General features: G+C 46.8%; 20 protein-coding genes. 1 reads left to right on the top strand and 19 read right to left on the bottom strand.

From position 1 onward, the window contains the following. Positions 1–4: 4 nt before the first annotated feature. The 8 genes from ysxE to hemA all read right to left on the bottom strand — a co-directional run bounded on the left by ysxE (position 5) and on the right by hemA (position 8,980). On the bottom strand, positions 5–1,075 hold the full coding sequence (gene ysxE / locus N288_RS17770; RefSeq protein ID WP_009796067.1) for a spore coat protein YsxE: 1,071 nt from the start codon (positions 1,073–1,075) through the stop codon (positions 5–7). Positions 1,076–1,192: 117 nt separating this feature from the next. Next, on the bottom strand, positions 1,193–2,482 hold the full coding sequence (gene spoVID / locus N288_RS17775; RefSeq protein ID WP_022544241.1) for a stage VI sporulation protein D: 1,290 nt from the start codon (positions 2,480–2,482) through the stop codon (positions 1,193–1,195). 200 nt (positions 2,483–2,682) lie between these two features. Continuing rightward, positions 2,683–3,972, bottom strand: a complete 1,290-nt coding sequence (gene hemL / locus N288_RS17780) for a glutamate-1-semialdehyde 2,1-aminomutase (RefSeq protein ID WP_009796065.1) — start codon at positions 3,970–3,972, stop codon at positions 2,683–2,685. Between the two features lie 56 nt (positions 3,973–4,028). Beyond that, entirely contained in the window at positions 4,029–5,009 is a 981-nt protein-coding gene (gene hemB, locus N288_RS17785; RefSeq protein WP_009796064.1) for a porphobilinogen synthase, read from the bottom strand. A gap of 1 nt (position 5,010) precedes the next feature. Continuing rightward, a complete protein-coding gene (locus N288_RS17790; protein ID WP_009796063.1) occupies positions 5,011–5,790 on the bottom strand; it encodes a uroporphyrinogen-III synthase in 780 nt (259 codons plus the stop codon). Continuing rightward, positions 5,787–6,722, bottom strand: a complete 936-nt coding sequence (hemC, locus tag N288_RS17795; protein WP_009796062.1) for a hydroxymethylbilane synthase — start codon at positions 6,720–6,722, stop codon at positions 5,787–5,789. The genes N288_RS17790 and hemC overlap by 4 nt, the downstream gene beginning before the upstream one ends. 59 nt (positions 6,723–6,781) lie before the next feature. Beyond that, positions 6,782–7,615 (bottom strand): cytochrome c biogenesis protein, encoded by an 834-nt coding sequence (locus tag N288_RS17800; protein ID WP_009796061.1) that lies wholly within the window; start codon positions 7,613–7,615, stop codon positions 6,782–6,784. 15 nt (positions 7,616–7,630) lie between these two features. Continuing rightward, entirely contained in the window at positions 7,631–8,980 is a 1,350-nt protein-coding gene (gene hemA / locus N288_RS17805) for a glutamyl-tRNA reductase (RefSeq protein WP_009796060.1), read from the bottom strand. A gap of 259 nt (positions 8,981–9,239) precedes the next feature. On the opposite strand from hemA, the gene N288_RS17810 reads away from it, so the two are divergent. Further along, positions 9,240–9,725 (top strand): LiaI-LiaF-like domain-containing protein, encoded by a 486-nt coding sequence (locus tag N288_RS17810; protein ID WP_035403579.1) that lies wholly within the window; start codon positions 9,240–9,242, stop codon positions 9,723–9,725. 89 nt (positions 9,726–9,814) lie between these two features. On the opposite strand, the gene N288_RS17815 is transcribed toward N288_RS17810, so the two are convergent. The 11 genes from N288_RS17815 to leuC form a co-directional block, all read right to left on the bottom strand. Continuing rightward, positions 9,815–10,552: an amino acid ABC transporter ATP-binding protein gene (locus N288_RS17815; protein ID WP_022544242.1), complete on the bottom strand. Its 738-nt coding sequence runs from the start codon at positions 10,550–10,552 to the stop codon at positions 9,815–9,817. A 17-nt stretch (positions 10,553–10,569) separates the two neighbouring features. Continuing rightward, entirely contained in the window at positions 10,570–11,217 is a 648-nt protein-coding gene (locus N288_RS17820; protein ID WP_009796057.1) for an amino acid ABC transporter permease, read from the bottom strand. A gap of 92 nt (positions 11,218–11,309) precedes the next feature. Beyond that, positions 11,310–12,092, bottom strand: a complete 783-nt coding sequence (locus N288_RS17825; RefSeq protein ID WP_009796056.1) for a transporter substrate-binding domain-containing protein — start codon at positions 12,090–12,092, stop codon at positions 11,310–11,312. A gap of 266 nt (positions 12,093–12,358) precedes the next feature. Next, positions 12,359–12,946 carry a ribosome biogenesis GTP-binding protein YihA/YsxC gene (gene yihA / locus N288_RS17830; RefSeq protein ID WP_009796054.1) on the bottom strand — a complete coding sequence of 196 codons (588 nt, stop codon included), beginning with the start codon at positions 12,944–12,946 and terminating at the stop codon, positions 12,359–12,361. Further along, positions 12,933–15,269, bottom strand: coding sequence for an endopeptidase La (gene lon / locus N288_RS17835; protein ID WP_022544243.1), 2,337 nt, complete (start codon positions 15,267–15,269; stop codon positions 12,933–12,935). The genes yihA and lon overlap by 14 nt, the downstream gene beginning before the upstream one ends. Positions 15,270–15,853: 584 nt before the next feature. After that, complete coding sequence (gene lonB / locus N288_RS17840) at positions 15,854–17,521, bottom strand: ATP-dependent protease LonB (protein ID WP_009796052.1); 1,668 nt, start codon at positions 17,519–17,521, stop codon at positions 15,854–15,856. Positions 17,522–17,706: 185 nt separating this feature from the next. Continuing rightward, on the bottom strand, positions 17,707–18,972 hold the full coding sequence (gene clpX, locus N288_RS17845; RefSeq protein ID WP_022544244.1) for an ATP-dependent protease ATP-binding subunit ClpX: 1,266 nt from the start codon (positions 18,970–18,972) through the stop codon (positions 17,707–17,709). A gap of 530 nt (positions 18,973–19,502) precedes the next feature. After that, positions 19,503–20,786, bottom strand: coding sequence for a trigger factor (gene tig, locus N288_RS17850; protein ID WP_009796050.1), 1,284 nt, complete (start codon positions 20,784–20,786; stop codon positions 19,503–19,505). A gap of 168 nt (positions 20,787–20,954) precedes the next feature. Then, on the bottom strand, positions 20,955–21,980 hold the full coding sequence (locus N288_RS17855; RefSeq protein WP_009796049.1) for a tetratricopeptide repeat protein: 1,026 nt from the start codon (positions 21,978–21,980) through the stop codon (positions 20,955–20,957). A 139-nt stretch (positions 21,981–22,119) separates the two neighbouring features. Next, positions 22,120–22,698, bottom strand: coding sequence for a 3-isopropylmalate dehydratase small subunit (gene leuD / locus N288_RS17860; RefSeq protein WP_009796048.1), 579 nt, complete (start codon positions 22,696–22,698; stop codon positions 22,120–22,122). Positions 22,699–22,709: 11 nt separating this feature from the next. Then, entirely contained in the window at positions 22,710–24,128 is a 1,419-nt protein-coding gene (gene leuC / locus N288_RS17865) for a 3-isopropylmalate dehydratase large subunit (protein WP_009796047.1), read from the bottom strand. Positions 24,129–24,204 lie beyond the last annotated feature (76 nt).

Below are 24,204 nucleotides of genomic sequence, written 5' to 3' on the forward strand. Positions count from 1 at the left end.
GCCCTCAGGACGAATTGTCCGGGGCTCCTTCCTGTTCGGCCTGGGCTTTTGCCGCTTCCTGTGCCTGCTGCTTCTGCCTTTCGATTTCGTCGATCCTCATGACGATGTACTCTGTATTCTTCAGAAGCCAGAATTGGCGCTGAAACTGCTGGACGAGCTTTCTTTCATCTGCAGAACCGCGGTTCTTATGGTAGTTTTCCGCCTCTCTCAGGACAGGGCCCGGGTGGGCAAGATAGCTCTGGAACAAGAGCATTTCATCCTGCTTGAACGGCATATATTTAAAGTAGGTATACAGCCACTCAACCGATTCATCGCTCCGCTTCGGGTAACTTCTTAAAGAGCGCGACAGAAACGGCAGGAGATCGTGGAGCGGGGAAGCCTGGCGCGATTTTTCAAAGTTGCTGAAATATCCGTAGCCTCTTTCATCATACAGAAAATGCTCTGTTGAAACTTTTCCATGGATGATGACAGTCCGCGCTTTTTCATCATCCTTCGTTTTTTCATGCCAATCCTTCAGCTTGCCTTTCGAAAATTTCAGCGCCTGGGTAATATCATGGTAATACAGGCAGAAAAGGAGCTCGAATGGCGCCATATACTGCTTTCTTTCACATTCATCAATAAATCCCTCGCAGAATTCTGTCTCCTTCTCCCAGGCGAGCAGGGTCTTTTCATAATGCTCCTGCCGCTCCTCGCTGGTGACATTGACTTCCTTCAATGACAGTGTGTGCAGCCGTGCCAGTTCCCGGAACATCTGCTGATGGCGTTCAAAACGGTTTTCTTTTTCTTCATTGGCGAGCCATGGCATTAAATAATACAGTTCACTCTCATGAAAAACAGCGTAGCGGCCGTCAGCAGCCGGATAGATCGGCACTATCCGGTTGTAGCCCTTCTGATAAAGGGACTGAACCTGCCTGATAAAATCGGTCCCATGCTTTGCTTTCAGCTTTTTCAGTGCAAAAACGCCTTTATCGGAATAGATCTTCCTGGTCCTGCCGTAGTCTTCCACAAAGTGGGGCTGGACGGCATAGTGCTTTAAAATCGGGGAAACCGCTGCTAACCTGTTGCTTCCTTCCATACGCGTATCCCACTTTCTTATTGGCGTAGTGATCCTCCGGAAATAAAAGAAACAGTTGAACAGGTACCTCCATACCTGCCCAGCCTGTTTCATACATGTCTTATTGCCTGCAGAAGGCTATTTCTGATAGGCATGCACAGGGACATACAGCACCTGGCCTTCATAAACGTCCTGGTTCAGCTCCAGGTGATTGACTCTCAGCAGCGCCGGAACAGGAACCTCATATCTTTCTGCGATAATATCGAGTGTGTCGCCATGCTGGACGATGCACACTTTCATCCTGGCAGACTGCTCTTCTTCCTTTCGGGCCAGAAACTCAGCCAGTGACAAGCTCTTGCTTTTTTTCTTATTGGCTGCTTTCTTCTTTTTTGGAGCTTGGTCAGAAGAAGATTCACTTTCCTCCTGCTGGGCCTTGAAGCCGGTCAATATTTCTGCCGGCTGCATTTCCGGCTTTTGGTTACCGGCATAAGTATCTTCTGCTGCCTTTTCACTCCTGAACGTTGCAAAGCTATGGTCAGGCACTTGTTCTGCAGGTTCAGCATGGTAGGCTGCTTCCGGGACCGGAAGCTCATGATCTTTGATGGTGTCAAAAAACGCTGCCGGCTTTTCTTCTTTTTCAGCCTCCTCCGGCTGCTTTCTCGCTTCGGCAGTAAAAGGGGCAAACAGATCGGCAGCTTCTGCGTTCTCTGTTTCATCTTCCTCTTCCGCTCCTGCCCCGGCTTTATAAATAGAATCTTTGAAACCGGCATATTCCGGGAGCTGCACCTCTTCATTGTTCTCTATTATTAACTCTGCCGGCGCTGCCGAACGGAATAAAGGCTCCAGCTCCTTTTCAGTCTCCTCTTCTGCTGCAAGCAGTGGCTCAAAATGATCCTGCTGCTGCTCCTCTACCTGAGCTTCTGCCTCAGCTTCCTCTTCTTCCGGCCTTTCATCGTGTTCCTGTGCTGCATCTTCCTCATCATACTCCGCGGCAGGATGCTGCTGTTCCCCGTAGAGCCCGGTGATGGTCAGATCTGCTGTCAGCCTCATGCAGCTTCTTTCCTGGAATTGATAGTCAAAAGAATCAATATAGACATCCAAATCATAGACGCTTCCTATCCTATTATTCGGAATGGTTATATCAACAGGAAAATGGTGAGAAAATTCACAGATCCCCCCTTCCCTCTCTTCAACGGATTGAATGAATTTCGGGCTGGCAAAAGATTCTTCCAGTTCACCTTCTTCATTTTTCCGGTACTCCCCGGCCAGCTTCAGCGATCCTTGAATCGATACATATTGTTCATGTTCCTGGATGGTTATATTCGGATCAAGCGAAATAGAAACAAGCTCAGATACTTCCTGTCCTTTTTGGAACCAGACGGATTCTTCTAAAGAAAAGCGCAGGCATGATTGATCTTCCTGGGACAAAGCGACTCCTCCTTTCAGCTCTTTCACGTATAATCACTATGTCATTATCACTCTATGAACGGCTGATAGTAATTATGATTAGATTGTGAAAAGTTATGGAGCGCAGGAGAGTAGGGGGTGAATATTAATGAGGCAATGAGGGGGGATTCGTGTATAAGGACACACACAAAAACAGGCCGGAGTTAACCGGCCTGCTTCCATCAGCCTTTCAGCTTGGAAAATGCAAGCTCGGCTGCGTTCAATGTTTTTTCAATATCTTCATCCGTATGGGCGGTTGATAAAAATAATCCCTCGAATTGCGATGGAGGCAGGAAGACTCCTTCATTCGCCATTTCACGGTAATAAGAAGCAAAATAGTCCAGGTTGGAGGTTTTCGCTTTTTCATAATTGATGACTTCTTCGTTTGTAAAGAAGAAACCGATCATTGAACCTGCACGGTTGACCGTCAGCGGGATATCATGCTTTTTCGCTGCTGCATAAAGGCCTTCTTCCAGCCTGTCAGCCTTCCGTTCGAATTCTTTGTACGATTCAGGAGTGAGCTGGCTCAGCGTTTCGTATCCGGCAGTCATGGCCAGCGGATTGCCTGAAAGTGTTCCTGCCTGATAGATCGGGCCGCTCGGGGCGATTCTCTCCATGATTTCCGCTTTGCCGCCATAGGCGCCTACAGGCAGGCCGCCGCCGATTACTTTGCCGAGGCAGGTAATGTCAGGGGTAACGCCGTAATAGCCTTGAGCGCAATGATAGCCGACACGGAAGCCTGTCATGACTTCGTCAAAAATCAGGAGCGTCCCATATTCACTCGTTATGTCCCTTAATGCTTCAAGGAATCCTGGAAGAGGAGGGACAACCCCCATATTGCCGGCAACAGGTTCTACGATGACCCCGGCAATATCTTCGCCGAATTGCTCAAAAGCATATTTTACACTTTCCATATCATTGTAAGGCACAGTAATTGTGTTCTTCGCAACGCCTTCAGGCACCCCCGGGCTGTCGGGAAGGCCGAGTGTGGCAACACCTGAGCCTGCTTTGATCAGGAGGGAATCGCCATGGCCATGGTAACAGCCTTCAAATTTAAGGATTTTGTTGCGCCCTGTATATCCGCGGGCAAGGCGCAGGGCGCTCATTGTCGCCTCTGTACCTGAAGAAACCATCCTGACGATCTCGATGGACGGCACCCGCTCAATCACAAGCTTGGCCAGCTCATTTTCGGCAATGGTCGGAGCGCCGAAGCTTGTGCCAAGTTCCGCGATTTTCTTGATCCCTTCCACTACCCTGTCATTCGTGTGCCCAAGGATTAACGGCCCCCAGGAAAGCACATAATCGATATATTCATTGCCGTCAATATCATAGATCTTCGAGCCTTTTCCCCGCTCCATGAAGATAGGATCCATATTGACCGATTTAAAGGCACGGACCGGGCTGTTGACGCCGCCTGGCATCAGCGATTTCGCTTCATTATAGGCTTCGGCCGATTTAGTATAAGAACGCATGCTTTTCCCTCTTTTCTTCTTTTTAATCATTCAAGAATAGGATGGCTTTACTGGCATTACTGCTGTTCTTTAATCCATCTTGCAGCATCTTTGGCATGGTAGGTGATGATTAAATCTGAACCGGCACGCTTCATCCCGGTCAGCATCTCCATTACAATGTTTTTCTCGTCGATCCAGCCATTTTGCGCTGCCGCTTTCACCATTGAATATTCGCCGCTCACATTATAGATGACCATTGGCAGGTTCACTGCATTTTTCACGTCTCTTACAATATCCAGATAAGGCATTCCAGGCTTTACAATCAGGAAGTCTGCACCTTCTGCAAGATCAGCTTCTGCTTCCCTGAGTGCCTCCATGCGGTTGGCAGGGTCCATCTGATAAGCTTTCCGGTCGCCAAATTGAGGCGTGCTGCCGGCTGCATCACGGAATGGGCCGTAGAATGCTGAAGAATATTTGACTGCGTAAGACATGACCGGCACATCCTGGAAGCCTGCCTCATCCAGTCCGGCCCTGATGGCTGCAACAAATCCATCCATCATATTGGAAGGGGCGATGATATCAGCGCCTGCTTTCGCCTGGCTGACTGCAGTCTGGACAAGGAGCTCAAGGGACGCGTCGTTCAGGACTTTTCCATCCTCTATCAGCCCGCAATGCCCATGGCTTGTATATTCGCACAGGCAGGTATCGGCGATGATGACCACCTCAGGAAATTTGGACTTGATCAGTCTCGTTGCCTCCTGGACAATACCGTGATCGTGATAAGCCTGCTGGCCGCATTCGTCTTTTTCGAGCGGAATTCCGAATAAGAGGACTGATTTGATCCCTAATGATACAACCTCTTCCATTTCTTCCTCAATGCGGTCAAGGGAAAGGTTATACTGGCCAGGCATAGAAGGGATTTCCCTTTTAATATTTTCTCCTTCTGCGGCGAATATCGGATAAATCAAGTCTTCAATACGAAGATGATTTTCCCTTACAAGCGCTCTCATACTGGCTGTCTGCCGTAAACGGCGGTATCTTTTGAACTGCATATCCATTTCATTTCCTCCTCTGATTCAATTCAGCTGCTATGCTTTTTGCCAAATCTTCAATCGTATATCCGGCAGGGACCACATGGACACCAAGCCCCAGTTCTTCCGCTCTTTTCTGAGTAACAGGGCCGATGCAGGCCACAAGGCAGCCTTTGATAGCTGCTTCAGCACCCGTCTTGCGGACAATCTCCATAAAATGCTCTACAGTCGACGGGCTGGTGAAGGCCAGCACATCCAACGATCCATTTTTCAGCATGACTGCGAGCTTTTCTCCGCTATCTTCAGGAAATCCGGTTTCATATATAATGATTTCCTGCGGCTCTGCCCCTGCCCTTTTAAGCTCGTCTGCAATATAGCTTCTTGCTTTATTCCCTTTGGGGATCAGCACCTTCATGCCTTTTTCGACAAAGGGAAGGAACTCATCAATAAATCCTTCTGCAGCAAATTCCTCCGGAGTAAAGCTGACAGCAAGCCCTGACTCCTCTGCGGCCCTCTCTGTTTTTGTGCCAATGGCCGCAATCTTGGGAAAAACGGCATTTCTGCCGGCAAAGGATATAAAAGTTTCAAGGGCATTTTTGCTGGTAAAAATGACCCAATCGTATGTAGGAAGCTCCCTGACAGCATGAAGGATTTCTTCTGTTACCTCTGCCGGCCTGAAAGCAAGCAGCGGTATTTCCACTGGTATGCCGCCATAGCTGCGGATCAGCTCAGAAAAAGGTCCGGCCTGATCCTTCCCCCTGGGTACAAGCACTTTTTTGCCTGCAAGGGGAAGGCTCTCCCCGGTCATTCTCCGTCAAGCTCCTTTTTTACATCATCAATAAGCTTTTTGGCGCCTTTTTCAATCAGCTTTTCCGCAGTTCTCAGGCCCACTTCTACAGGATCAGCTCCAGTCACTTTTTCTTTATAAATCGTTTTTCCGTCCGGTGAAGCCACAAGACCTGTAAGCTCAATTTCATCCTTCTCATTCAGCACAGCATATCCTGCAATAGGAACCTGGCATCCGCCCTCCATTTTATGAAGGAATGCACGCTCGGCACGGACTGTCTGGTTTGTTGTCCCGCAAGTGAACTTGCTCAGCAGCTCAAGCAGCTCCTTATCGCTCTCGCGGCACTCAATGGACAATGCCCCCTGGCCAACGGCCGGCAGGCAGACTTCCGGCTCAAGGAATTCCGAAACAGTATCAGTTGTCCATCCCATTCTTGACAGACCTGCTGCAGCGAGAATGATGGCATCATACTCCTCTGTTTCAAGCTTTGCGAGCCTCGTATCAATATTGCCCCTGATCCATTTGATTTCAAGATCCGGGCGCTTTGCAAGCAGCTGTGCGCCTCTTCGCAGGCTGCTTGTGCCGACAACCGCTCCCGGCTTAAGCTGATCCAGTGTCTGATGCCCTTTTGAAATCAATGCATCACGGTGATCCTCCCTTTCAGGAATAGAGCCTATCACAAGGCCTTCCGGCAGGACAGCGGGCATATCCTTCATGCTGTGGACTGCCATGTCGATTTCTTCATCAAGCATAGCCTGCTCGATTTCTTTTACAAATAAGCCTTTTCCGCCAACCTTGGATAAGGTCACATCAAGGATCTGATCTCCTTTTGTCACGATTTCTTTCACTTCAAACTCGAAAGAATCGTCTATCTTCTTCAACTGGTCCATCACCCAGTTGGTCTGTGTTAATGCAAGCTTGCTGCGCCTAGAACCGACTATAATTTTTCTCATGACAGCCTCCTATGTATAGGGGGCAAGGCTTTTGCCAAGCCCCCTGATATAAATCATTATTATGAGCTCCAGAAGTGGAAGGATGAAAGCCTTCCAAACAGGAAAAAGTTGATAAGTACAATTAAAAAGGATGCGAGATTCCACAGGGCCAGCGATTTGCCTGAAAAGCCCCTTGCCACCCTCACATACAGGTATACGCTGTATACGCCAAGCACGATGAATGAGCCAATGACTTTCGCATCATACCAATGCATATCTGGTACCTTGATATAAGCCCATTGCGTCCCGAGGATCAGGCTTATAATCAGCATCGGTACACCGATTACATTTAATACATATGACATATGCTCAAGCTTTGACAAATCTGCAATTCTCAGGAGCCTGGATCCCCATTTTTTCCTCTTTAGCAGGTCATACTGAATAAGATACAGCAAAGAGAAGACAAATGACAGTGAAAAGGCGCCATATGAAAGGATTGCGACTGTTATGTGGATCAGGAGCAATTCCGAGACGAGCTGCTGGGCCATGACTTCAGATTCGTACTGAACGGGTGCAAAAGTGTGGATGGCCATGATGACAAAGCCGAGCACATTAGTGAAAAAGACGATAAAATCCACTCTCAGAAGGCGGTTGATTCCGAGCGAAAGAGTGATAAGCACCCAGGCATAAAAATATAGCCCTTCAAATATAGTCAGCACCGGAAAACGCCCTGTATTTTTCATGTACAAAAACAGAAAAACAGTCTGCAGAATCCACACAAATGCAAGTAACCAGAAGGCAACCCTGTTGGCCTTCCGGTTATTGTGAAGAAAGTCGATGAAGTATAAAAGCACGCATAAAGCATACAGAACGACTGTTAACTCATGCAGCCTTGTCATATAGATGTCAAACATTGCCCAGAACCCCGCTTATGACTGAAAAGAAGGCACGGCCGGCTTTACTGCTGCCCGCATTGGTTCTGCTGCCTTCACTTCATCATCATGTTCTGCAACAAGGTCTTCTATATTGAAGATTTTCACAAATAAATCCAGCGCTTTATCGGCATCAGCCTGTGCAGCCATTTCCTTGGCCTGCAGGATTGGGTCTTTCAGCATCTGGTTGATGATGCTCTTCGTGTGTTTGTTCAACACTTTTTTGTCGCGCTCACTGAGATGAGGCAGTTTTCTTTCAATGCTGTTCATGGTTTCGGACTGGATGGCCAAAGCTTTCTCACGCAGGGCGGAAATGACCGGAACAACCCCAAGGAGGTTGAGCCACTGCTTGAATTCCACAATCTCGCCTTCAATCAGCATCATGATAGCTGCTGCCGCTTTTTTGCGTTCCTGGAGATTGGCTTCTACAATGCCTTCCAGATCGTCAATATCATAAAGGAATACGCTGTCCAGCTCAGAAAGCTTAGGATCAAGATCGCGTGGCACGGCAATATCCACCATAAAGAGCGGTTTGCCTTTGCGCATCTTCTCTACATGGACCATCATCTCTTTCGTAATGACGAATTCCTTTGCACCTGTAGAGCTGATCAGGATATCAGCTTCCATTAAAGCGCACTGCAGCTCCTGGAGGGTCTTGGCTTCACCGTGGAAGCGGCTCGCCAGATCCTGGGCCTTTTCAAATGTGCGGTTGATGACAGTCACCTTGCTTGCCCCATTGGCATGCAGGTTCTGAATGGCCAGCTCTCCCATTTTCCCTGCTCCAAGGACAAGGACATGCTTCCGGTCAAGAGATCCGAATATCTTTTTAGCCAGCTCGACGGCAGCATAACTGACCGAAACCGCATTTGCGCCAATTTCAGTTTCAGAATGGGCCTTCTTGGCCAATGTAACAGCCTGCTTGAAAAGCTGATTAAATACAGTGCCTGTCGCCTGCTTTTCCTGTGAAGCCAGGAAGCTAGTACGCACTTGTCCAAGAATCTGTGTTTCGCCAAGAACCATGGAGTCCAAACCGCAGGCAACTTTAAACAGATGCTCTACAGCACCGTCCTGTTCGTAAACAAACAGATACGGAGAGAATTCTTCATGGGCCATATCAAACCACTCAGACAAAAATTCTTTTATATAATAGCGGCCGGTATGAAGCTGATCGACCACTGCGTATATTTCAGTGCGGTTGCAAGTAGAAAGGATAACATTTTCCAAGACGCTCTTTTTGCTGTTCAATGCCATCATGGCATCCCCCAGAGAGTCCGGATTGAATGTCAAACGCTCGCGGATTTCGACAGGGGCAGTTTTATAATTAAGACCTGCTACAATAATATGCATAAAGTGTTTGCACCCCCAGCTAAGTACGTCATTCAATACTATAATTATAACATTTTTTTCGTGTGAAATTGTGAACAGATAATGAACTCATATGGTAATATAAATGATTGAAAGGTGCTCTTGCTGCATGGCTCAAAAGAAGCCTGCAGGAGCAGAAAGCCTTAGCCCAAATTACATATATCGACAAAAAGGCTTACTTATGTACAGTACCAAAAATAAAGCCTGGATTCAAGTGAACCTTACTGGAAGTGGTGTAAAAATGAAAAACCAGCGGATTTTCCCAGGAATCATCCTTATAGGCTTCGGTGCCTATTTCCTGATGCAGCGCTCAAACGTACAATTATTCCAGGATTTCTATTCCTGGCCGACACTATTATTGATCGTCGGTATTGCTTTTCTATTCCAGGGATACGGAGCCAGAGATTATGAAGCGATCCTTCCCGGCGTCATCCTGGCAGGGTTTGGATTGCACTTCCATATTGTAAGCCGGCTCGAAGTGTGGCCTGACCATATCGGCACCTTCATCCTGATCATCGCCCTCGGGTTCCTGCTCAGAGCCCAAAAGACGGGGGCAGGCTTTGTCCAGGGGCTGCTTTTCCTGTCCATCAGCATCCTGCTTCTATTCAATGACAAAGCAGAAAACATTTTAGGACCATTGGGGCCGGGCCTATCATCCATCTTAAGATTCTGGCCGGCTGCACTTGTGCTGGTAGGCCTGTACCTGCTGTTATCAAAGAAAAAGTAGGCTTATACTGCCTATCATTCCACACTTGCACAAAGATAAAACACCCGTCCGGGTGTTTTATCTTTGTTTATTCAAAAATCTCCACTGCCTTACAGCACAGAATCCAGGAAGCTTTTTGTCCGCTCTTCCTTCGGGCTCAAAAACAGCTGCTCCGGATGGCCTACCTCGACAATCCTTCCTTCATGCATATATACCGCAAAATCGGCGACTTCTCTCGCAAAGCCCATTTCATGGGTCACGACAATCATGGTCATCCCTTCCTTCGCAAGGTCCTTCATGGTGGCAAGCACTTCACCGACCAGCTCGGGGTCAAGCGCAGAGGTCGGTTCGTCAAACAGCATGATATCAGGCTTCATGGCCAATGCCCTTGCAATGGCAACCCTTTGCTTCTGCCCCCCTGACAGCTTGGCGGGATATACATCCTCTTTATCTGATAACCCCACTTTTTTCAGGAGCTCTTTTGCCTCTTTCCTGGCCTGATCCTTTGGCACTTTTTTTACATACACCGGGGCCTCCATTACATTCTCAAGGACAGTCCGATGGGGGAACAGGTAGAAATGCTGAAACACCATCCCCACTTTTGACCGGATCCTGTTCAGGTCATGCGTTTCTTTCTCAACCTTCTCCCCTTCAATGACAATGTTTCCGCTGTCCTTCATTTCAAGGAAGTTGAGGCATCGCAGCAGCGTGCTTTTTCCTGACCCGCTTGCCCCGATCAAACAGACTACATCGCTTTCTTTCACTGTCATATCTATATCCTTCAATACATGAAGGTCCCCAAACGACTTGTTCAGCTTCTCCACTTTTATCATGACTGCTTCATTCATCTGCCATTGCCTCCTCTTTAATCACTAATTGCCATCCGCTTTTCAATAATGCTGACCAGGAATGAGAATACGAGCACCAGTATGAGGTAATAGACTGCCACGATTAAAAGATAGCTCATATAGTCATACTCATTTGATCCATATGTGGTCGCCACATTGAAAAGCTCGTACATGCCAATGAATGAGGCAAGGGATGAATCCTTCAGCGCTATAATGAATTGATTGCCAAGAGGCGGCAGGGCCCTTCGAACTGCCTGCGGAAGAATGATGCGCCTCATAGCAAGCCCGGCTGACATGCCGAGCGACCTGCCCGCTTCCATCTGCCCTTTTTCAATGGACTGAATCGAGCCCCTGAAAATCTCCGCTATATAAGCGCCGTTATGGAAGGCGAGCCCAAGGACAACGGCCAGAAACTGCGAGATATTCAGAGATGTCAGCCCAAAGTAGAAGATAAATATCTGGACAACCAAAGGCGTTCCCCTTACAAGGAATATATATATATCTGCAATCCATTCAAGAACTTTTATTCGCGAGATTTTTAAAAAGGCAAAAAACAGCCCGATGAAGATGGCTATAAAAACAGAAACAATCGTCAATTCAAAGGTAAGAAGCATGCCCCGTAAAAATACGGGATATGTTTCTATAAACTTTCCTGCAAGTTCCATAGGCTTTTCCTCTCTTTAATTGTAATATGAAGCATTTCTTTTATGTACATAAAGAGGCGAATGCAAGTTGCAGTACATTCGCCTTCTTCCCCTTATTCCTTTTCAGGGTCTTTTGTGATGTCCTCACCGATGTACTTCTTGCTGATTTCTGTCAAAGTTCCATCTTCATGAAGCTTTTCAAGCGCTTCATTGATTTGATCAAGCAGCTCTTCATTGTCCTTCGCTACGGCAATTGCCTGTTCACTGCGCCCAAGCAGCTCCTTGCCTTCGATTTCCATCCCGGAACCGATAGCCTCTTTGCCTGTGATGAAGTCAGTGATGACGGCATCATGCTTCCCCCTGCTCAATGCTTCGAGGGCGGTTACATCACTGTCGTAAAAAATGATGTTGTCTGTCACCTCTTCAGCAGAGTCTGCATAGGTTGAACCTTTGGATACAGCAATCTCCAGATCCTTCAGATCATCAAGGCTTTTCGCCGAACTGTCAGGACGGACAAAAATCTGCGGTCCTGAATAATAATAAGGAATGGAAAAATTCACTGCCTTCAGCCTGTCTTCATTGATGGTGTGGCTCGCTACCGCGGCATCAAAACGCCCTGATTTGACGCCTTCAACAATTCCGCCAAACTTAAATTTCTTCTGAACCGGTTCAAGGCCCAGCTCCTTGGCCACTGCTTCTCCGACTTCAATATCAAAGCCGGTCATGGTCCCATCCGCTTCTGTCACGCTGAAAGGCTTGAATTCACCTGAAGCAGCATATGTAAACTTACCTTCGTCTGCAAGCTCCATCCCCCCGGAGGATGCCTCTTTTTTCCCGCATGCTCCGAGAACAGCGGCACAGCATAAAATTACAACAGCTATGATCCATTTTTTCAATTGTTTTCCCCCTCAATGTTTTCTGAATTTCATTTCAAGCTTATTACCCTTATTACCATAACATTACACTTACTTTTGCCACAAAATTCAAATTTAGCTGTATTTTCAGTCATTAACCCCCATACTGGCCTGACAGCCGCTCAGCTGTACAATGCTATTAAATGGGGGCATATACTGCCCTCTTCTCCCATTTCCTCCCGAACGGCCGCCATACAGCAGCAAAAGAGCTGTTTTTGCAAAAAAAAAAAACGCCAAATCGGCGTTTTTTAGCTCTGCATATATTTCTTGAGAATCCCCCAGGCCTCATCCTTGCCTTCACCGGTCTCGGATGAGAACAAAACAATATCGTCCCCAGGTTCAAGCTCCAGAGTCTCTTTCGTGATTTTGAAATGCTTCTGCCTTTTTGTTTTAGGAATTTTATCAGCCTTTGTGGCTATGATGATGCATCGGATTCCATGGTGCTTCAGGAAATCGTACATCATGATATCATCCTTGGTAGGAGGATGGCGCAAGTCGACGATCAGGACAGCTGCCTTCAGCTGCTCCCTGGAGGTAAAATAGGTTTCAATCATCCTACCCCAAGCTTCGCGCTCCTTTTTGGAAACTTTGGCATAGCCATATCCCGGGACATCGACAAAATGCATCATTTCATTGATCAGATAGAAATTCAATGTCTGGGTTTTGCCTGGCTTCGAGGATGTCCTCGCCAGGTTCTTGCGGTTAAGCATTTTGTTAATAAATGAGGATTTGCCGACATTGGATCTCCCTGCCAGGGCAAACTCGGGCAGGGACTCCTCAGGATATTGTGCCGGTTTGACCGCACTTATAACGATTTCAGCACTATTTACTTTCATTGCTGTGCACTCCATTCAGGGCGTGCTTGAGAACTTCGTCAACATGTGATACGAGAACAAAATCCAATTCGTCGCGGACACTCTCTGGAATATCATCAATATCTTTTTCATTATCTTTAGGAAGGATAATTTTAGTCAATCCCGCTCTATGGGCACTTAAAGTTTTTTCTTTCACTCCGCCGATCGGCAAGACCCGGCCGCGGAGCGTTATTTCTCCTGTCATCCCCACTTCTTTGCGTATCGGATTCCCCGACAGCGCTGAAACAAGGGCTGTAGTGATGGTAATCCCTGCAGATGGGCCGTCTTTTGGAACGGCACCTTCAGGCACATGGATGTGGATATCGTACTTTTCATAAAAATCTGCCTCGATGCCCAGCTCTTTCGCTTTTGAACGGACATAGCTGAATGCTGTCTGTGCAGATTCTTTCATGACATCCCCAAGCTTGCCTGTCAGGACCAATTTGCCTTTGCCTGGAGATAAGGATACTTCGATCTGCAGCGTGTCTCCGCCAACTGTTGTATAAGCAAGGCCGGTCGCAACCCCGATCTGGTCCTCGACCTCTGCCTGGCCATATCTGAACTTTGGCTTGCCAAGGAAGTCTTCTATATTCTTTTCAGAAATGATGACCTTCTTTTTCTCGCCTGAAACAATAATCTTTGCAGTCTTACGGCAGATGGAAGCCAGCTGGCGCTCAAGCCCGCGGACGCCTGCTTCTCTTGTATAATAGCGGACGATTTTCTGGATTCCGTCCTCCCTGATCTGCAGCTGGGATTTAGAAAGCCCGTGCTCGCTGGTCTGCTTAGGCAGGAGATGGTCCTTTGCTATATGAATCTTTTCAAGCTCCGTATAGCCCGCAATCGTGATAATTTCCATCCGATCGCGGAGAGGGCCCGGTATGGTTGCCAGATTATTCGCTGTTGCAATGAACATAACCTTCGACAGGTCATATGTTTCTTCAATATAATGATCGCTGAAATTGTGGTTCTGCTCAGGATCCAGGACTTCCAGCATGGCTGATGAAGGGTCTCCCCTGAAATCATTGGACATTTTATCAATTTCATCAAGCAGGAACACCGGATTGATGGTCTCTGCCTTTTTCATGCCCTGGATAATCCGGCCCGGCATGGCGCCGACATAGGTCCTTCTATGTCCGCGGATTTCAGATTCGTCCCGCACCCCTCCAAGGGAAACGCGGACAAAGTTGCGGTTCAGCGACGCAGCAATAGACTTGGCAAGGCTCGTCTTACCGACTCCCGGAGGCCCGGCCAGGCAAAGGATGGGACCTTTCAGCGAATTGGTGAGCTTTTGCACAGCCAAATATTCCAGCACCCGCTCCTTGACCTTTTCAAGGCCGTAATGATCCCTATTCAGGATCCGCTCTGCATTATGAATGTTCAGGTCATCAACAGTTGCCTCAGTCCATGGCAGAGAAACAAGCCAGTCGATATAGTTGCGGATTACCGCGCTTTCAGCAGAGCTGGAAGGCACCTTTTCATAACGGTCAAGCTCTTTTAATGCAGCAAGCTTGACATGATCAGGCATCCCGGATTGTTCGATTCTATCATTGAGCTCGGCGATTTCGCCTGTTTTGCCTTCCTTATCGCCCAATTCCTTCTGAATCGCCTTCATCTGCTCACGGAGATAATACTCCTTCTGCGTTCTTTCCATGCTTTTTTTGACGCGCTGCCCAATCTTCTTCTCAAGATTCAGGACCTCTTTTTCATTGTGGATAATCTCTATGACCTGATTCAGCCTTTTTTTGACATCGATCATTTCTAGAATATCCTGCTTTTCCTTCAGCTTCAGCGGCAGATGGGAAGCGACGATATCTGCCATGCGCCCCGGTTCCTCAATATCGGATACTGAGGAATAGGTTTCTGCAGAAATCTTCTTGGATACTTTTATGTACTGTTCAAAGTACTCAAGCATCGTCCTCATCAGCGCCTGGTCTTCGGCATCCTTGTCTTCTCTGTCATCATAAGTCTCAACACTGACTGTATAATGATCTCCCTCATCGGTGAGCTCGGTAATTTCTGCCCTCTTCAATCCTTCCACCAGCACACGGATTGTGCCGTTTGGAAGCTTCAGCATTTGTTTTACACGGGTAAGAGTACCCATTTTGTATAAGTCATCTTCCGCCGGCTCATCTATTGAAATATCCTTTTGAGTCGTCAAAAAAATAAGATGGTCATCTACCATTGCTTTTTCAAGCGCCTGCACGGATCTTTCCCGTCCAACGTCCAGATGCAGGACCATTGTAGGGTAGACGAGCAAGCCCCGAAGCGGCAGGAGGGGGACGATGATGTCTTTCTTATTCGCCATAGTTTGCACCTCCAAATGCAAATCAAATATATTATCTGCCTCATCCTTATTCTTTGCACTAAGCCCGCAAAAAATGAGAAAGAGAAACCAAACAATCATTCCAAACCCGCATCATATCACAGGTCAAGCCTTTGTACAATTCTAACTTATTTATTTGTGGGTGTCTATTAAATGAAATGCGGAGGCGGCTTGTTCAGAGCCGACAAGCATAAGACGAGCAGGACGGAAGGTTGTTCTTTAACCTTCTGGCCTGATCGGCTTATGACTCGAGGGGCTAGCGCCCGCAGCTGGACAACACGAAATGCGGAAGCGGCTTGCCCAGGGACGACAAGCGTAAGACAGACTGGATGAAAGGTTTGCTCTTCAACCTTTTAGCCAGGCTGACTTATGTCTCGAGTCCCTAGCCGCTGCAGCTGGACAATCGAGATGCGGAGGGAGCTTGCCCCATCCCCCTTATCTTATTGCTTTATTGCTTCATTGATTATATGACGAATGAATTCCTGTTAGACAGCTTATTTCTCTTTTATCCTGTCAGAATAAAATAAAACTCCGGTTTGAAGCATATGCTGCAAACCGGAGCTCCTTTAGATACTTTCTTTCTTAGAAAGCTCGATTGACGCTGTGAGGGACTGGTCTCTTGCATAGTCCTTCAGCAGGGCTGCAGTGAACACCTGGCTGAGGTGGCTGACAGGAATGATGTCGATTCCCTCTATCTCTTTCAAAATACTTTGCATATTTTCTTCAGGGATGATAACAGTCCTGGCGCCGGCTTTCTGGGCAGCCTTTACTTTGGCATACACTCCGCCGATCGGCTTAACATGGCCGTGGATGCTGATTTCTCCTGTCATGGCCACTTCCCTGTTCACCGGCCTTTTATATATAGCCGAATAAATTCCGGTAGCCATAGCAATCCCAGCAGAAGGACCGTCAATTGGCACACCGCCTGGGAAATTCACATGGATATCATAATCTTCAGCAGGCACTCCCATTGTTTTTAAAACGGTCAAAACATTTTCAATTGAACCCTTTGCCATACTTTTCCTGCGTATTGATTTTCCGCGGTCCCCGATGCTTTCCTCTTCAACAATCCCGGTGATATTGATAGAACCTTTTTCCTTTGCAGGCATAACCGTCACTTCTATTTCCAGCAGGGCACCTGTGTTTGGCCCATATACAGCAAGTCCGTTTACAAGCCCGACTGCCGATTCTTCACTGATCTTTCTTTCCATCCTTGGAGAGAGCTGGCTTGAGTTAATGACCCATTCAATATCCTCATCCTTTATGTAATCCCTATCCTCGGTAATGGCAACCCCTGCAGATATCTGCACAAGATTTACCGCTTCACGACCGTTTCGTGCGTATGAGGCCAGTGTCTTTAAGCTTTTTCCGCTGATTGGCATTTTGACCTTATCCGCCGCCTTGCTGCTGATCGTTTCCACTTCATCTTCTGTGAGCTCTTTAAAAAATACTTCCATGCAGCGTGATCTGATTGCCGGCGGAATCTCACTCGGAGTCCTTGTCGTCGCTCCCACAAGCCTGAAATCTGCAGGAAGCCCGTTCTTAAAAATATCATGGATATGCTGAGGGATTTGTGTATTTTCTTCATTATAATAAGCACTTTCCAAAAAGACCTTGCGATCCTCTAAAACTTTAAGCAGCTTATTCATTTGAATCGGATGCAATTCGCCAATTTCATCTATGAACAGCACTCCCCCATGCGCATTGGTGACTGCTCCCTGCTTTGGCTGCGGAATGCCTGCCTGTCCCATAGCCCCTGCACCTTGATAGATGGGATCATGGACAGAACCGATCAGCGGATCTGCTATCCCCCTTTCATCAAAGCGGGCTGTTGTCGCATCAAGCTCAACGAAAACAGAAGATTTCCGAAATGGAGACTTGTCCTGCTTCTTTGCTTCTTCCAGCACCAGCCTTGCCGCAGCGGTTTTACCGACTCCAGGCGGCCCATAGATGATGACATGCTGAGGATTGGGTCCGCAGAGTGCCGCTTTTAATGACTTAATTCCATCTGCCTGACCGACGATATCTTCGAAGCTTGCCGGACGCACTCTTTCGGAAAGCGGTTCAGTCAGCCTGATGGAACGCATTTTTTTCAGCTGGTCCATTTCTTTTTTTGACTCCCGGTCGATCGACACCTTTTGAGTCCTCTGGCTCTTTAGCAGATTCCAGAAATAAAGCCCGATAATGATTCCGAAAAACAGCTGGATGAATAAAGCTATCCCGGTCCAACTCATAGTATCCCTCCTGCACTTTTGTTCAAGCTGATACTTGGTAGTATCTCCTTGTACAGGTTGGAATAAACAAGAATACACTGTAAAAAACTTCCTGAGCAAAGACTTGAACAGAATCTTAACGTGCAGCAGTGAATACAAAAAAGCCAGGCAGAGAAAACCCCGGCCTGGCTTTATTTATTCTGTTATCATGCAGAAGTTTTACGCTCTTCTTCCACAACCGTACCATCATTCAGCACAAGCTTTGGCACGCTGTTATCTGTAACTGTCTCTTTTGTGATGATGCATTTAGAAATATCATCACGGGACGGAAGATCGAACATAACATCCAGCATAATGCCTTCAATGATTGAACGGAGTCCGCGGGCGCCTGTTTTTCGCTCGATTGCTTTCTTCGCAATCTCATGCAGGGCACCTTCTTCGAATTCAAGCTCAACATCATCAAGCTCAAGCATTTTCTGATACTGCTTAACAAGAGCATTTTTCGGCTTTGTCAGAATTTCAATAAGAGCTTCCTCATCCAGCTGAGTAAGGCTGGCAATGACCGGAAGACGTCCGATGAATTCAGGGATCAGACCGAATTTCAGCAGGTCTTCAGGAAGAACTTTTGAAAGCAATTCCTTCTGGTCAAGCTCCTGCTGCTTCTGTTCAGAACCGAATCCGATCACTTTCTGGCCAAGACGGCGCTTAATGATCTGCTCGATGCCGTCAAATGCACCCCCGCAGATGAACAGGATATTAGTTGTATCAATTTGGATAAATTCCTGGTGCGGATGCTTTCTTCCGCCCTGTGGAGGAACACTTGCTACAGTTCCTTCCAAAATCTTAAGCAATGCCTGCTGCACACCCTCACCTGATACATCCCTTGTTATGGACGGGTTCTCAGATTTACGCGCCACCTTATCGATTTCATCGATATAGATAATGCCTTTTTCTGCCTTTTCCACATCATAGTCTGCAGCCTGGATCAATTTCAGGAGAATATTTTCCACATCTTCCCCAACATAGCCAGCTTCCGTAAGTGATGTAGCATCAGCAATTGCAAATGGAACGTTGAGAATACGGGCAAGCGTCTGGGCAAGGAGGGTTTTACCGCTTCCTGTCGGCCCGATCATGCTGATATTACTTTTTGAAAGCTCAACATCATCGATCTTGCTGTTTGAATTGATTCTCTTATAGTGGTTATAAACAGCCACTGACAGAGATTTCTTTGCCTGTTCCTGGCCGATTACATACTCGTCAAGAATATCGCGGATTTCTGCTGGCTTTGGCACATCCTTGAATTCCACTTCTTCCTCTGTGCCAAGCTCCTCTTCCACGATTTCCGTGCAGAGCTCGATGCATTCGTCACATATATATACACCTGGTCCGGCAACTAATTTACGTACTTGATCCTGTGTTTTCCCACAGAAGGAACACTTTAATTGCCCTTTTTCATCATTAAATTTAAACAATGCCTTCACCCCTTGAATTACTTCTGTGCCTTATATAAAGCTTGCGGATCACTGCAAACAATTTTTACTATTCAGCTTTTTCAGCTTATGGAATAACGGCTGGGAAAATCCCAAAACAGCCCCTGTGCCTTTATGTCCTTTTGATTGCTATTTGTCAATCGATTGGTTGGGAACAGTTCACACAGGAGAAAACTTTAACAGTTATGTATTGCATTGTAACACATTTAACAACTGGACAGGAAATGATAACTCTTAGAAAAGTATGTTTCATTTTTATCATGATCTGTCTGCTGATCCGCATTTAAAACTATGTACCCAATAAGCTTATCCATAAAACAGAGAGTTAAATCCCGATTAAGGGATATTTAATTACGGCGGTTATGTATAGAATTTTTCCTGTCCGTTTTAAGCCTTAATATACTATATGCTGCTTTTTATTGTATAAAACAAGGCACGATCAAATCGCGCCTTGTTTTATTAAAAAAGTTTATGCAGCCATTGCTGCTATTACAAACATTTATTTTTGGCTATTAAGCAGTTTTGCTGTTTTCGATAAGGAAGTCAACAGCTTTTTTCACTTTAAGGTCTGCTTTCACGCTGTCGAGGCTTCCAAGCGCCTGCTTGATTGCATCGGCAGTCATGTTGTACATTTCAGCCATTTTATCAAGCTCGGCAGTAACCTCTTCGTCTGTTACTTCAATGTTCTCTGCTTTTGCGATCTCTTCAAGAGTCAGGTTGATGCGTACACGCTTTTCGCCTTCTTCTTTCATCTGCTCGCGCAGGGCACTTTCGTCCTGGCCTGAGAACTGGAAGTAAAGCTCAAGGTTCATACCCTGCATTTGAAGGCGCTGTTCGAATTCCTGCATCATTCTGTCGACTTCATTGTCGATCATTACTGCAGGCAGGTCGATTTCAGCATTATCAGCAGCTTTTTCGACTACAGTGTCGCGAAGGTTGTTTTCAGATTCCTGCTTCTTGCTTTCTTCAAGGCGAGTCCTGATTTTTTCCTTAAGGGCATCAAGAGTTTCAACCTCTTCGTCAACATCTTTTGCAAACTCGTCATCAAGCTCAGGAAGCTCTTTGCCTTTGATTTCGTGAACAGTCACCTTGAATACTGCCTTCTTGCCGGCAAGCTCAGCAGCATGGTATTCCTCAGGGAAAGTCACTTCAACATCCTTGGATTCGCCAGCAGCTGTTCCTTCAAGCTGTTCTTCGAAACCAGGGATGAACTGGCCAGAACCAAGCTCTAGTGAATAGTTCTCAGCTTTTCCGCCTTCGAATGCTTCGCCGTCAACAAAACCTTCGAAGTCCATGACAACTGTATCGCCGTTTTCAGCTTTGCCTTCTTCTTTAACGACCAATTCAGCCTGGCGCTCCTGAAGGGAAGTGATTTCATTGTTTACATCTTCTTCAGTTACTTCTGTTTCAAGCTTTTCTACTTCAAGGCCTTTGTATTCGCCAAGCTTAACTTCAGGCTTAACTGTAACTGTTGCCTTGAAAATAAGGCTCTTGCCTTTTTCAATTTGCTCTACATCGATTTCAGGGCGGTCAACAGGCTCGATCCCTGTCTCATCAATTGCACTTGCATATGCTTCAGGAAGAAGGAAGTCAATTGCGTCCTGGTATAGAGATTCAACGCCAAAGCGTTTTTCGAACATCCCGCGCGGCATTTTCCCTTTACGGAATCCTGGCACGTTTACTTGTGCAACAACTTTTTTGAATGCAGCGTCCAGACCTTCTTTGACTTTCTCTGCATCTACTTCAATTGTGAGAACCCCTTGGTTCCCTTCTAGCTTTTCAAACTTAGCAGACATACTATAATTCCCTCCAACAATCTATTGTCATTACCATTTTTGCGGACTTTGTATGAATATTGCCTAAATATCATAGCATATTCATCTTTTTGATATGTAAAATAACTATTTTTACACATAACAGCCACTATATTATAACATACGTTATCTTTGTTTCAACAGAGATACTCAAATATTGGGATAAGAAATTTCTTCTATCTTCCCTATAAAAATCCTGGATGCCTCAAGAGTATCTTCTACCACCCCATATTGGCCGGCCATATCCCCCGGATCTCCATCCATGCCGTAAAATGAGCATCCGACAAGATGGTATGCAGCTGCCCAAAGGTCAGGCTGATCAGGCTGCAGCTTGAACGGGTACAACAGGAAGAACTGCCTCTGGAGCAAAGCGATGATATTTTCCAGCAGGACCGGATCTTCGTGTTCAAGTTTATCTTTAACCGCTGCTTCAATTGCCCTCAGCTGCTTATGATCATGGACGTCATGAAGTGCCGATGGGATGAACTCTTCATTCATCCCGAGCTTTTTTACAGTCACAGGCTTATCATATTCCTGCTCTTTCAGTATATTGATAATCATTGTTTTCAGGAAAGGATGCCCTTCCTCTGAAATCAGGTAAGACTTCAGCTCTTCAAGATATGGCCTGATGTTGATGTTTGCAAGCTTTGCCAGCAGCAGGACCTGCTCTTTGGGATCTTGATAGGACAGGAGGTTCAATTCCTTATCCCTGTATTCTTCGCGGAGCTGTTCTTCTGCAGCAGGATCAGGGCTTCCCTCCGCCATACGCCTGCTGAAGTGCAGCATTTTTGCGAAATGCTCCAGCTTATCCTTAGGGATCTCCCTTTCCTGGAGAAGGGCTTCGATAGTGGCGGCTATTTCCCCATATTCATGGAGCTGGACCATGATCATCAGATAAAGATCTACGATTTCAAAATAATCTCCGATCCCCTCCTGAAGCATGGATTTGGCTAGATTTTTGGCCTTTTTCAGCGCTCCGGCCTCAAAATACGCCAGGACAAGCCCTATATGTATATCACTGCTCTCCGGGTCAAGCTCTTTGGCGTCCTCAAACAGCTGGATTGCATCTGAAAACTTCTTTCCCTGGAGGCTCTCAAGCCCTTTCTCAAGCAAACGTTTTTCCAGACCGGGAAAGGGGATGATATTGCTGCTGTCGTTCTGGTTCCGCTTAGTCATGAAAAAACCGCCTTCCCTGTTAATATTGAAGATAGTATAGCACGCATGGAAAGAAAAAAGAAATTCAAAGAAGAGAGCCTTGAAAGGGGGAATAGATTAACTTCCGCAGTAAAAAAAGAAGATCCACATGAGAGTGGATCTAGCTTGTTTTTTCATACGCCTCTATTTCCTTCTCAAGCTGAAGCGTTATTTCAATTTCATCCCACCCATTAAGAAGCATCGTCTTCCAATAAGGCTGGATCGGAAAGCTTGCTGAGAACCCATCCTCACTATAGACAGTTTGTGTTTCAAGATCAACTGTCAAAATCAGCTCGGCTTCTGCTGCTTTCAGCAGGAGCTGTTCTGTCTCCCCCTGGCTCAGACGGATGGGCAGCAGACCATTTTTCAGGCAGTTCTGATGGAAGATGTCAGCGAAGGAAGGGGCAATTACGGCTTTAAATCCGAAGTCCTGCAGAGCCCAAGGGGCATGTTCTCTTGAAGAGCCGCAGCCGAAGTTTTCATTTGCAATCAGAATTTCCGCACCGCTGTTTTCAGGCTTATTCAATTCAAATGCAGGATCAAGCTGTCCATCTTTATAGCGCCAGTCATAGAATAGGTATTTCCCAAATCCGGTTTTCTCGATTCTTTTTAAAAATTGCTTCGGTATGATCTGATCAGTATCTACATTAACCCTGTCCAGCGCAGCTGCTTTGCCTGACAGCTTTTTGAAACCGCCCATTCTATCTCCTCCTACACTGTAATTGATTCTTCCATCAATGTTTTCCGGACATCAACAAATTTTCCATTCACAGCAGCAGCTGCTGCCATAAGCGGGCTGACAAGATGGGTCCTCGCACCTGATCCCTGCCGCCCCTCGAAATTGCGGTTTGAGGTTGATGCGCAATGCTCGCCCGGAGGCACGATATCATTATTCATGCTGAGGCACATACTGCAGCCTGATTCACGCCATTCAAAGCCGGATTCAATAAAAATATGGTGAAGCCCTTCCTTTTCCGCCTGCTCCTTCACGGCCTGTGATCCCGGTACTACAAGGGCCCTGACACCCGGATGGACTTTTTTGCCGGCCGCAAACTCTGCAGCCTGCCTAAGGTCCTCGATGCGCGAATTTGTGCACGATCCGATGAACACATGCTGAATGCTGATATCGCTGATCTCCTGCCCTTCAGAAAGACCCATATACCGAAGAGCCCGCTCAAGTGACGTCCGTTCTGTTTCGGTCTTGCAATCAGCCTCAGAAGGTATCCTTTCATCAACCCCCGCTGCCATGGAAGGATTGGTCCCCCAGCTGACCATCGGCGGGATCTCCCCGGCATCGAGCGTGATTTCTTTATCATAATTCGCATCAGGATCCGATGCGAGGGCCTGCCAATGAGCAAGGGAAGTATCCCATTCATTGTCTTTCGGTGCATATTTCCGCCCCTTTATATAAGAGAAGGTGGTCTCATCAGGACTGACCAGGCCAGCCCTTGCTCCTCCCTCTATCGACATATTGCATATGGTCATCCGCTCTTCCATGGACATAGACCTTACAGCCTCTCCGCAGTATTCAATGACATGTCCTGTTCCGAACCCGATGCCAAACCTGCTGATGATATACAGGATGACATCCTTGGCTGTAACCCCGCTTTCAAGCCGGCCATCAATCTGAAGCTTCAGTGTTTTCGGCCTGGACTGCCATAATGTCTGGGTTGCAAGGACATGCTCCACTTCACTTGTTCCGATGCCAAAAGCAAGCGAACCAAAAGCACCATGGGTGGAAGTATGGCTGTCCCCGCAGACAATGGTCATCCCCGGTCGGGTCAGGCCAAGTTCAGGGCCGATGACATGGACAATGCCCTGATCCGGGCTGTCCATTCCTGCAAGCGGCACACCAAATTCCCGACAATTTTTTTCAAGGGTGGTCATCTGTTTTTTGGCGACTGGATCATCTATCTGGCCGCGGTTGATTGTCGGCACATTATGATCCATAGTAGCGAAGGTTTTGTCCGGGCGCCTGACTTTCCTGTTTTTCATCCGCAGGCCGGAAAATGCCTGAGGGGATGTGACTTCATGCACTAAATGCAAATCGATATAAAGCAGATCAGGCTTGTCTGTTTCTGTATGGACGATATGCCGGTCCCAAATTTTCTCTACAATTGATTTGCCCATCTATTTTTCTCCCTCCATCTTTTCCGGGTCCTTCTCCCGGAATCTTTTATAAATAAGTACACGGCTGGAAAACCAG

The sequence above is a fragment of the Bacillus infantis NRRL B-14911 genome, from assembly GCF_000473245.1.
GTDB classification, from domain to species: Bacteria; Bacillota; Bacilli; order Bacillales; family Cytobacillaceae; genus Bacillus_AB; species Bacillus_AB infantis.

Excerpts from the sequence above, each read along its gene's own strand:
- N288_RS17790 (WP_009796063.1), bottom strand. The coding sequence starts at position 5,790 with ATGACCGGGGAGAGCCTTCCCCTTGCAGGCAAAAAAGTGCTTGTACCC.
- N288_RS17800 (WP_009796061.1), bottom strand. The coding sequence starts at position 7,615 with ATGTTTGACATCTATATGACAAGGCTGCATGAGTTAACAGTCGTTCTG.
- N288_RS17815 (WP_022544242.1), bottom strand. The coding sequence starts at position 10,552 with ATGAATGAAGCAGTCATGATAAAAGTGGAGAAGCTGAACAAGTCGTTT.
- hemA (WP_009796060.1), bottom strand. The coding sequence starts at position 8,980 with ATGCATATTATTGTAGCAGGTCTTAATTATAAAACTGCCCCTGTCGAA.
- ysxE (WP_009796067.1), bottom strand. The coding sequence starts at position 1,075 with ATGGAAGGAAGCAACAGGTTAGCAGCGGTTTCCCCGATTTTAAAGCAC.
- leuD (WP_009796048.1), bottom strand. The coding sequence starts at position 22,698 with ATGGGCGGTTTCAAAAAGCTGTCAGGCAAAGCAGCTGCGCTGGACAGG.
- hemB (WP_009796064.1), bottom strand. The coding sequence starts at position 5,009 with ATGGATATGCAGTTCAAAAGATACCGCCGTTTACGGCAGACAGCCAGT.
- N288_RS17820 (WP_009796057.1), bottom strand. The coding sequence starts at position 11,217 with ATGGAACTTGCAGGAAAGTTTATAGAAACATATCCCGTATTTTTACGG.
- leuC (WP_009796047.1), bottom strand. The coding sequence starts at position 24,128 with ATGGGCAAATCAATTGTAGAGAAAATTTGGGACCGGCATATCGTCCAT.
- N288_RS17855 (WP_009796049.1), bottom strand. The coding sequence starts at position 21,980 with ATGACTAAGCGGAACCAGAACGACAGCAGCAATATCATCCCCTTTCCC.
- N288_RS17810 (WP_035403579.1), top strand. The coding sequence starts at position 9,240 with ATGAAAAACCAGCGGATTTTCCCAGGAATCATCCTTATAGGCTTCGGT.
- hemL (WP_009796065.1), bottom strand. The coding sequence starts at position 3,972 with ATGCGTTCTTATACTAAATCGGCCGAAGCCTATAATGAAGCGAAATCG.
- tig (WP_009796050.1), bottom strand. The coding sequence starts at position 20,786 with ATGTCTGCTAAGTTTGAAAAGCTAGAAGGGAACCAAGGGGTTCTCACA.
- yihA (WP_009796054.1), bottom strand. The coding sequence starts at position 12,946 with ATGAAAGTAAATAGTGCTGAAATCGTTATAAGTGCGGTCAAACCGGCA.
- lon (WP_022544243.1), bottom strand. The coding sequence starts at position 15,269 with ATGGCGAATAAGAAAGACATCATCGTCCCCCTCCTGCCGCTTCGGGGC.
- hemC (WP_009796062.1), bottom strand. The coding sequence starts at position 6,722 with ATGAGAAAAATTATAGTCGGTTCTAGGCGCAGCAAGCTTGCATTAACA.
- lonB (WP_009796052.1), bottom strand. The coding sequence starts at position 17,521 with ATGAGTTGGACCGGGATAGCTTTATTCATCCAGCTGTTTTTCGGAATC.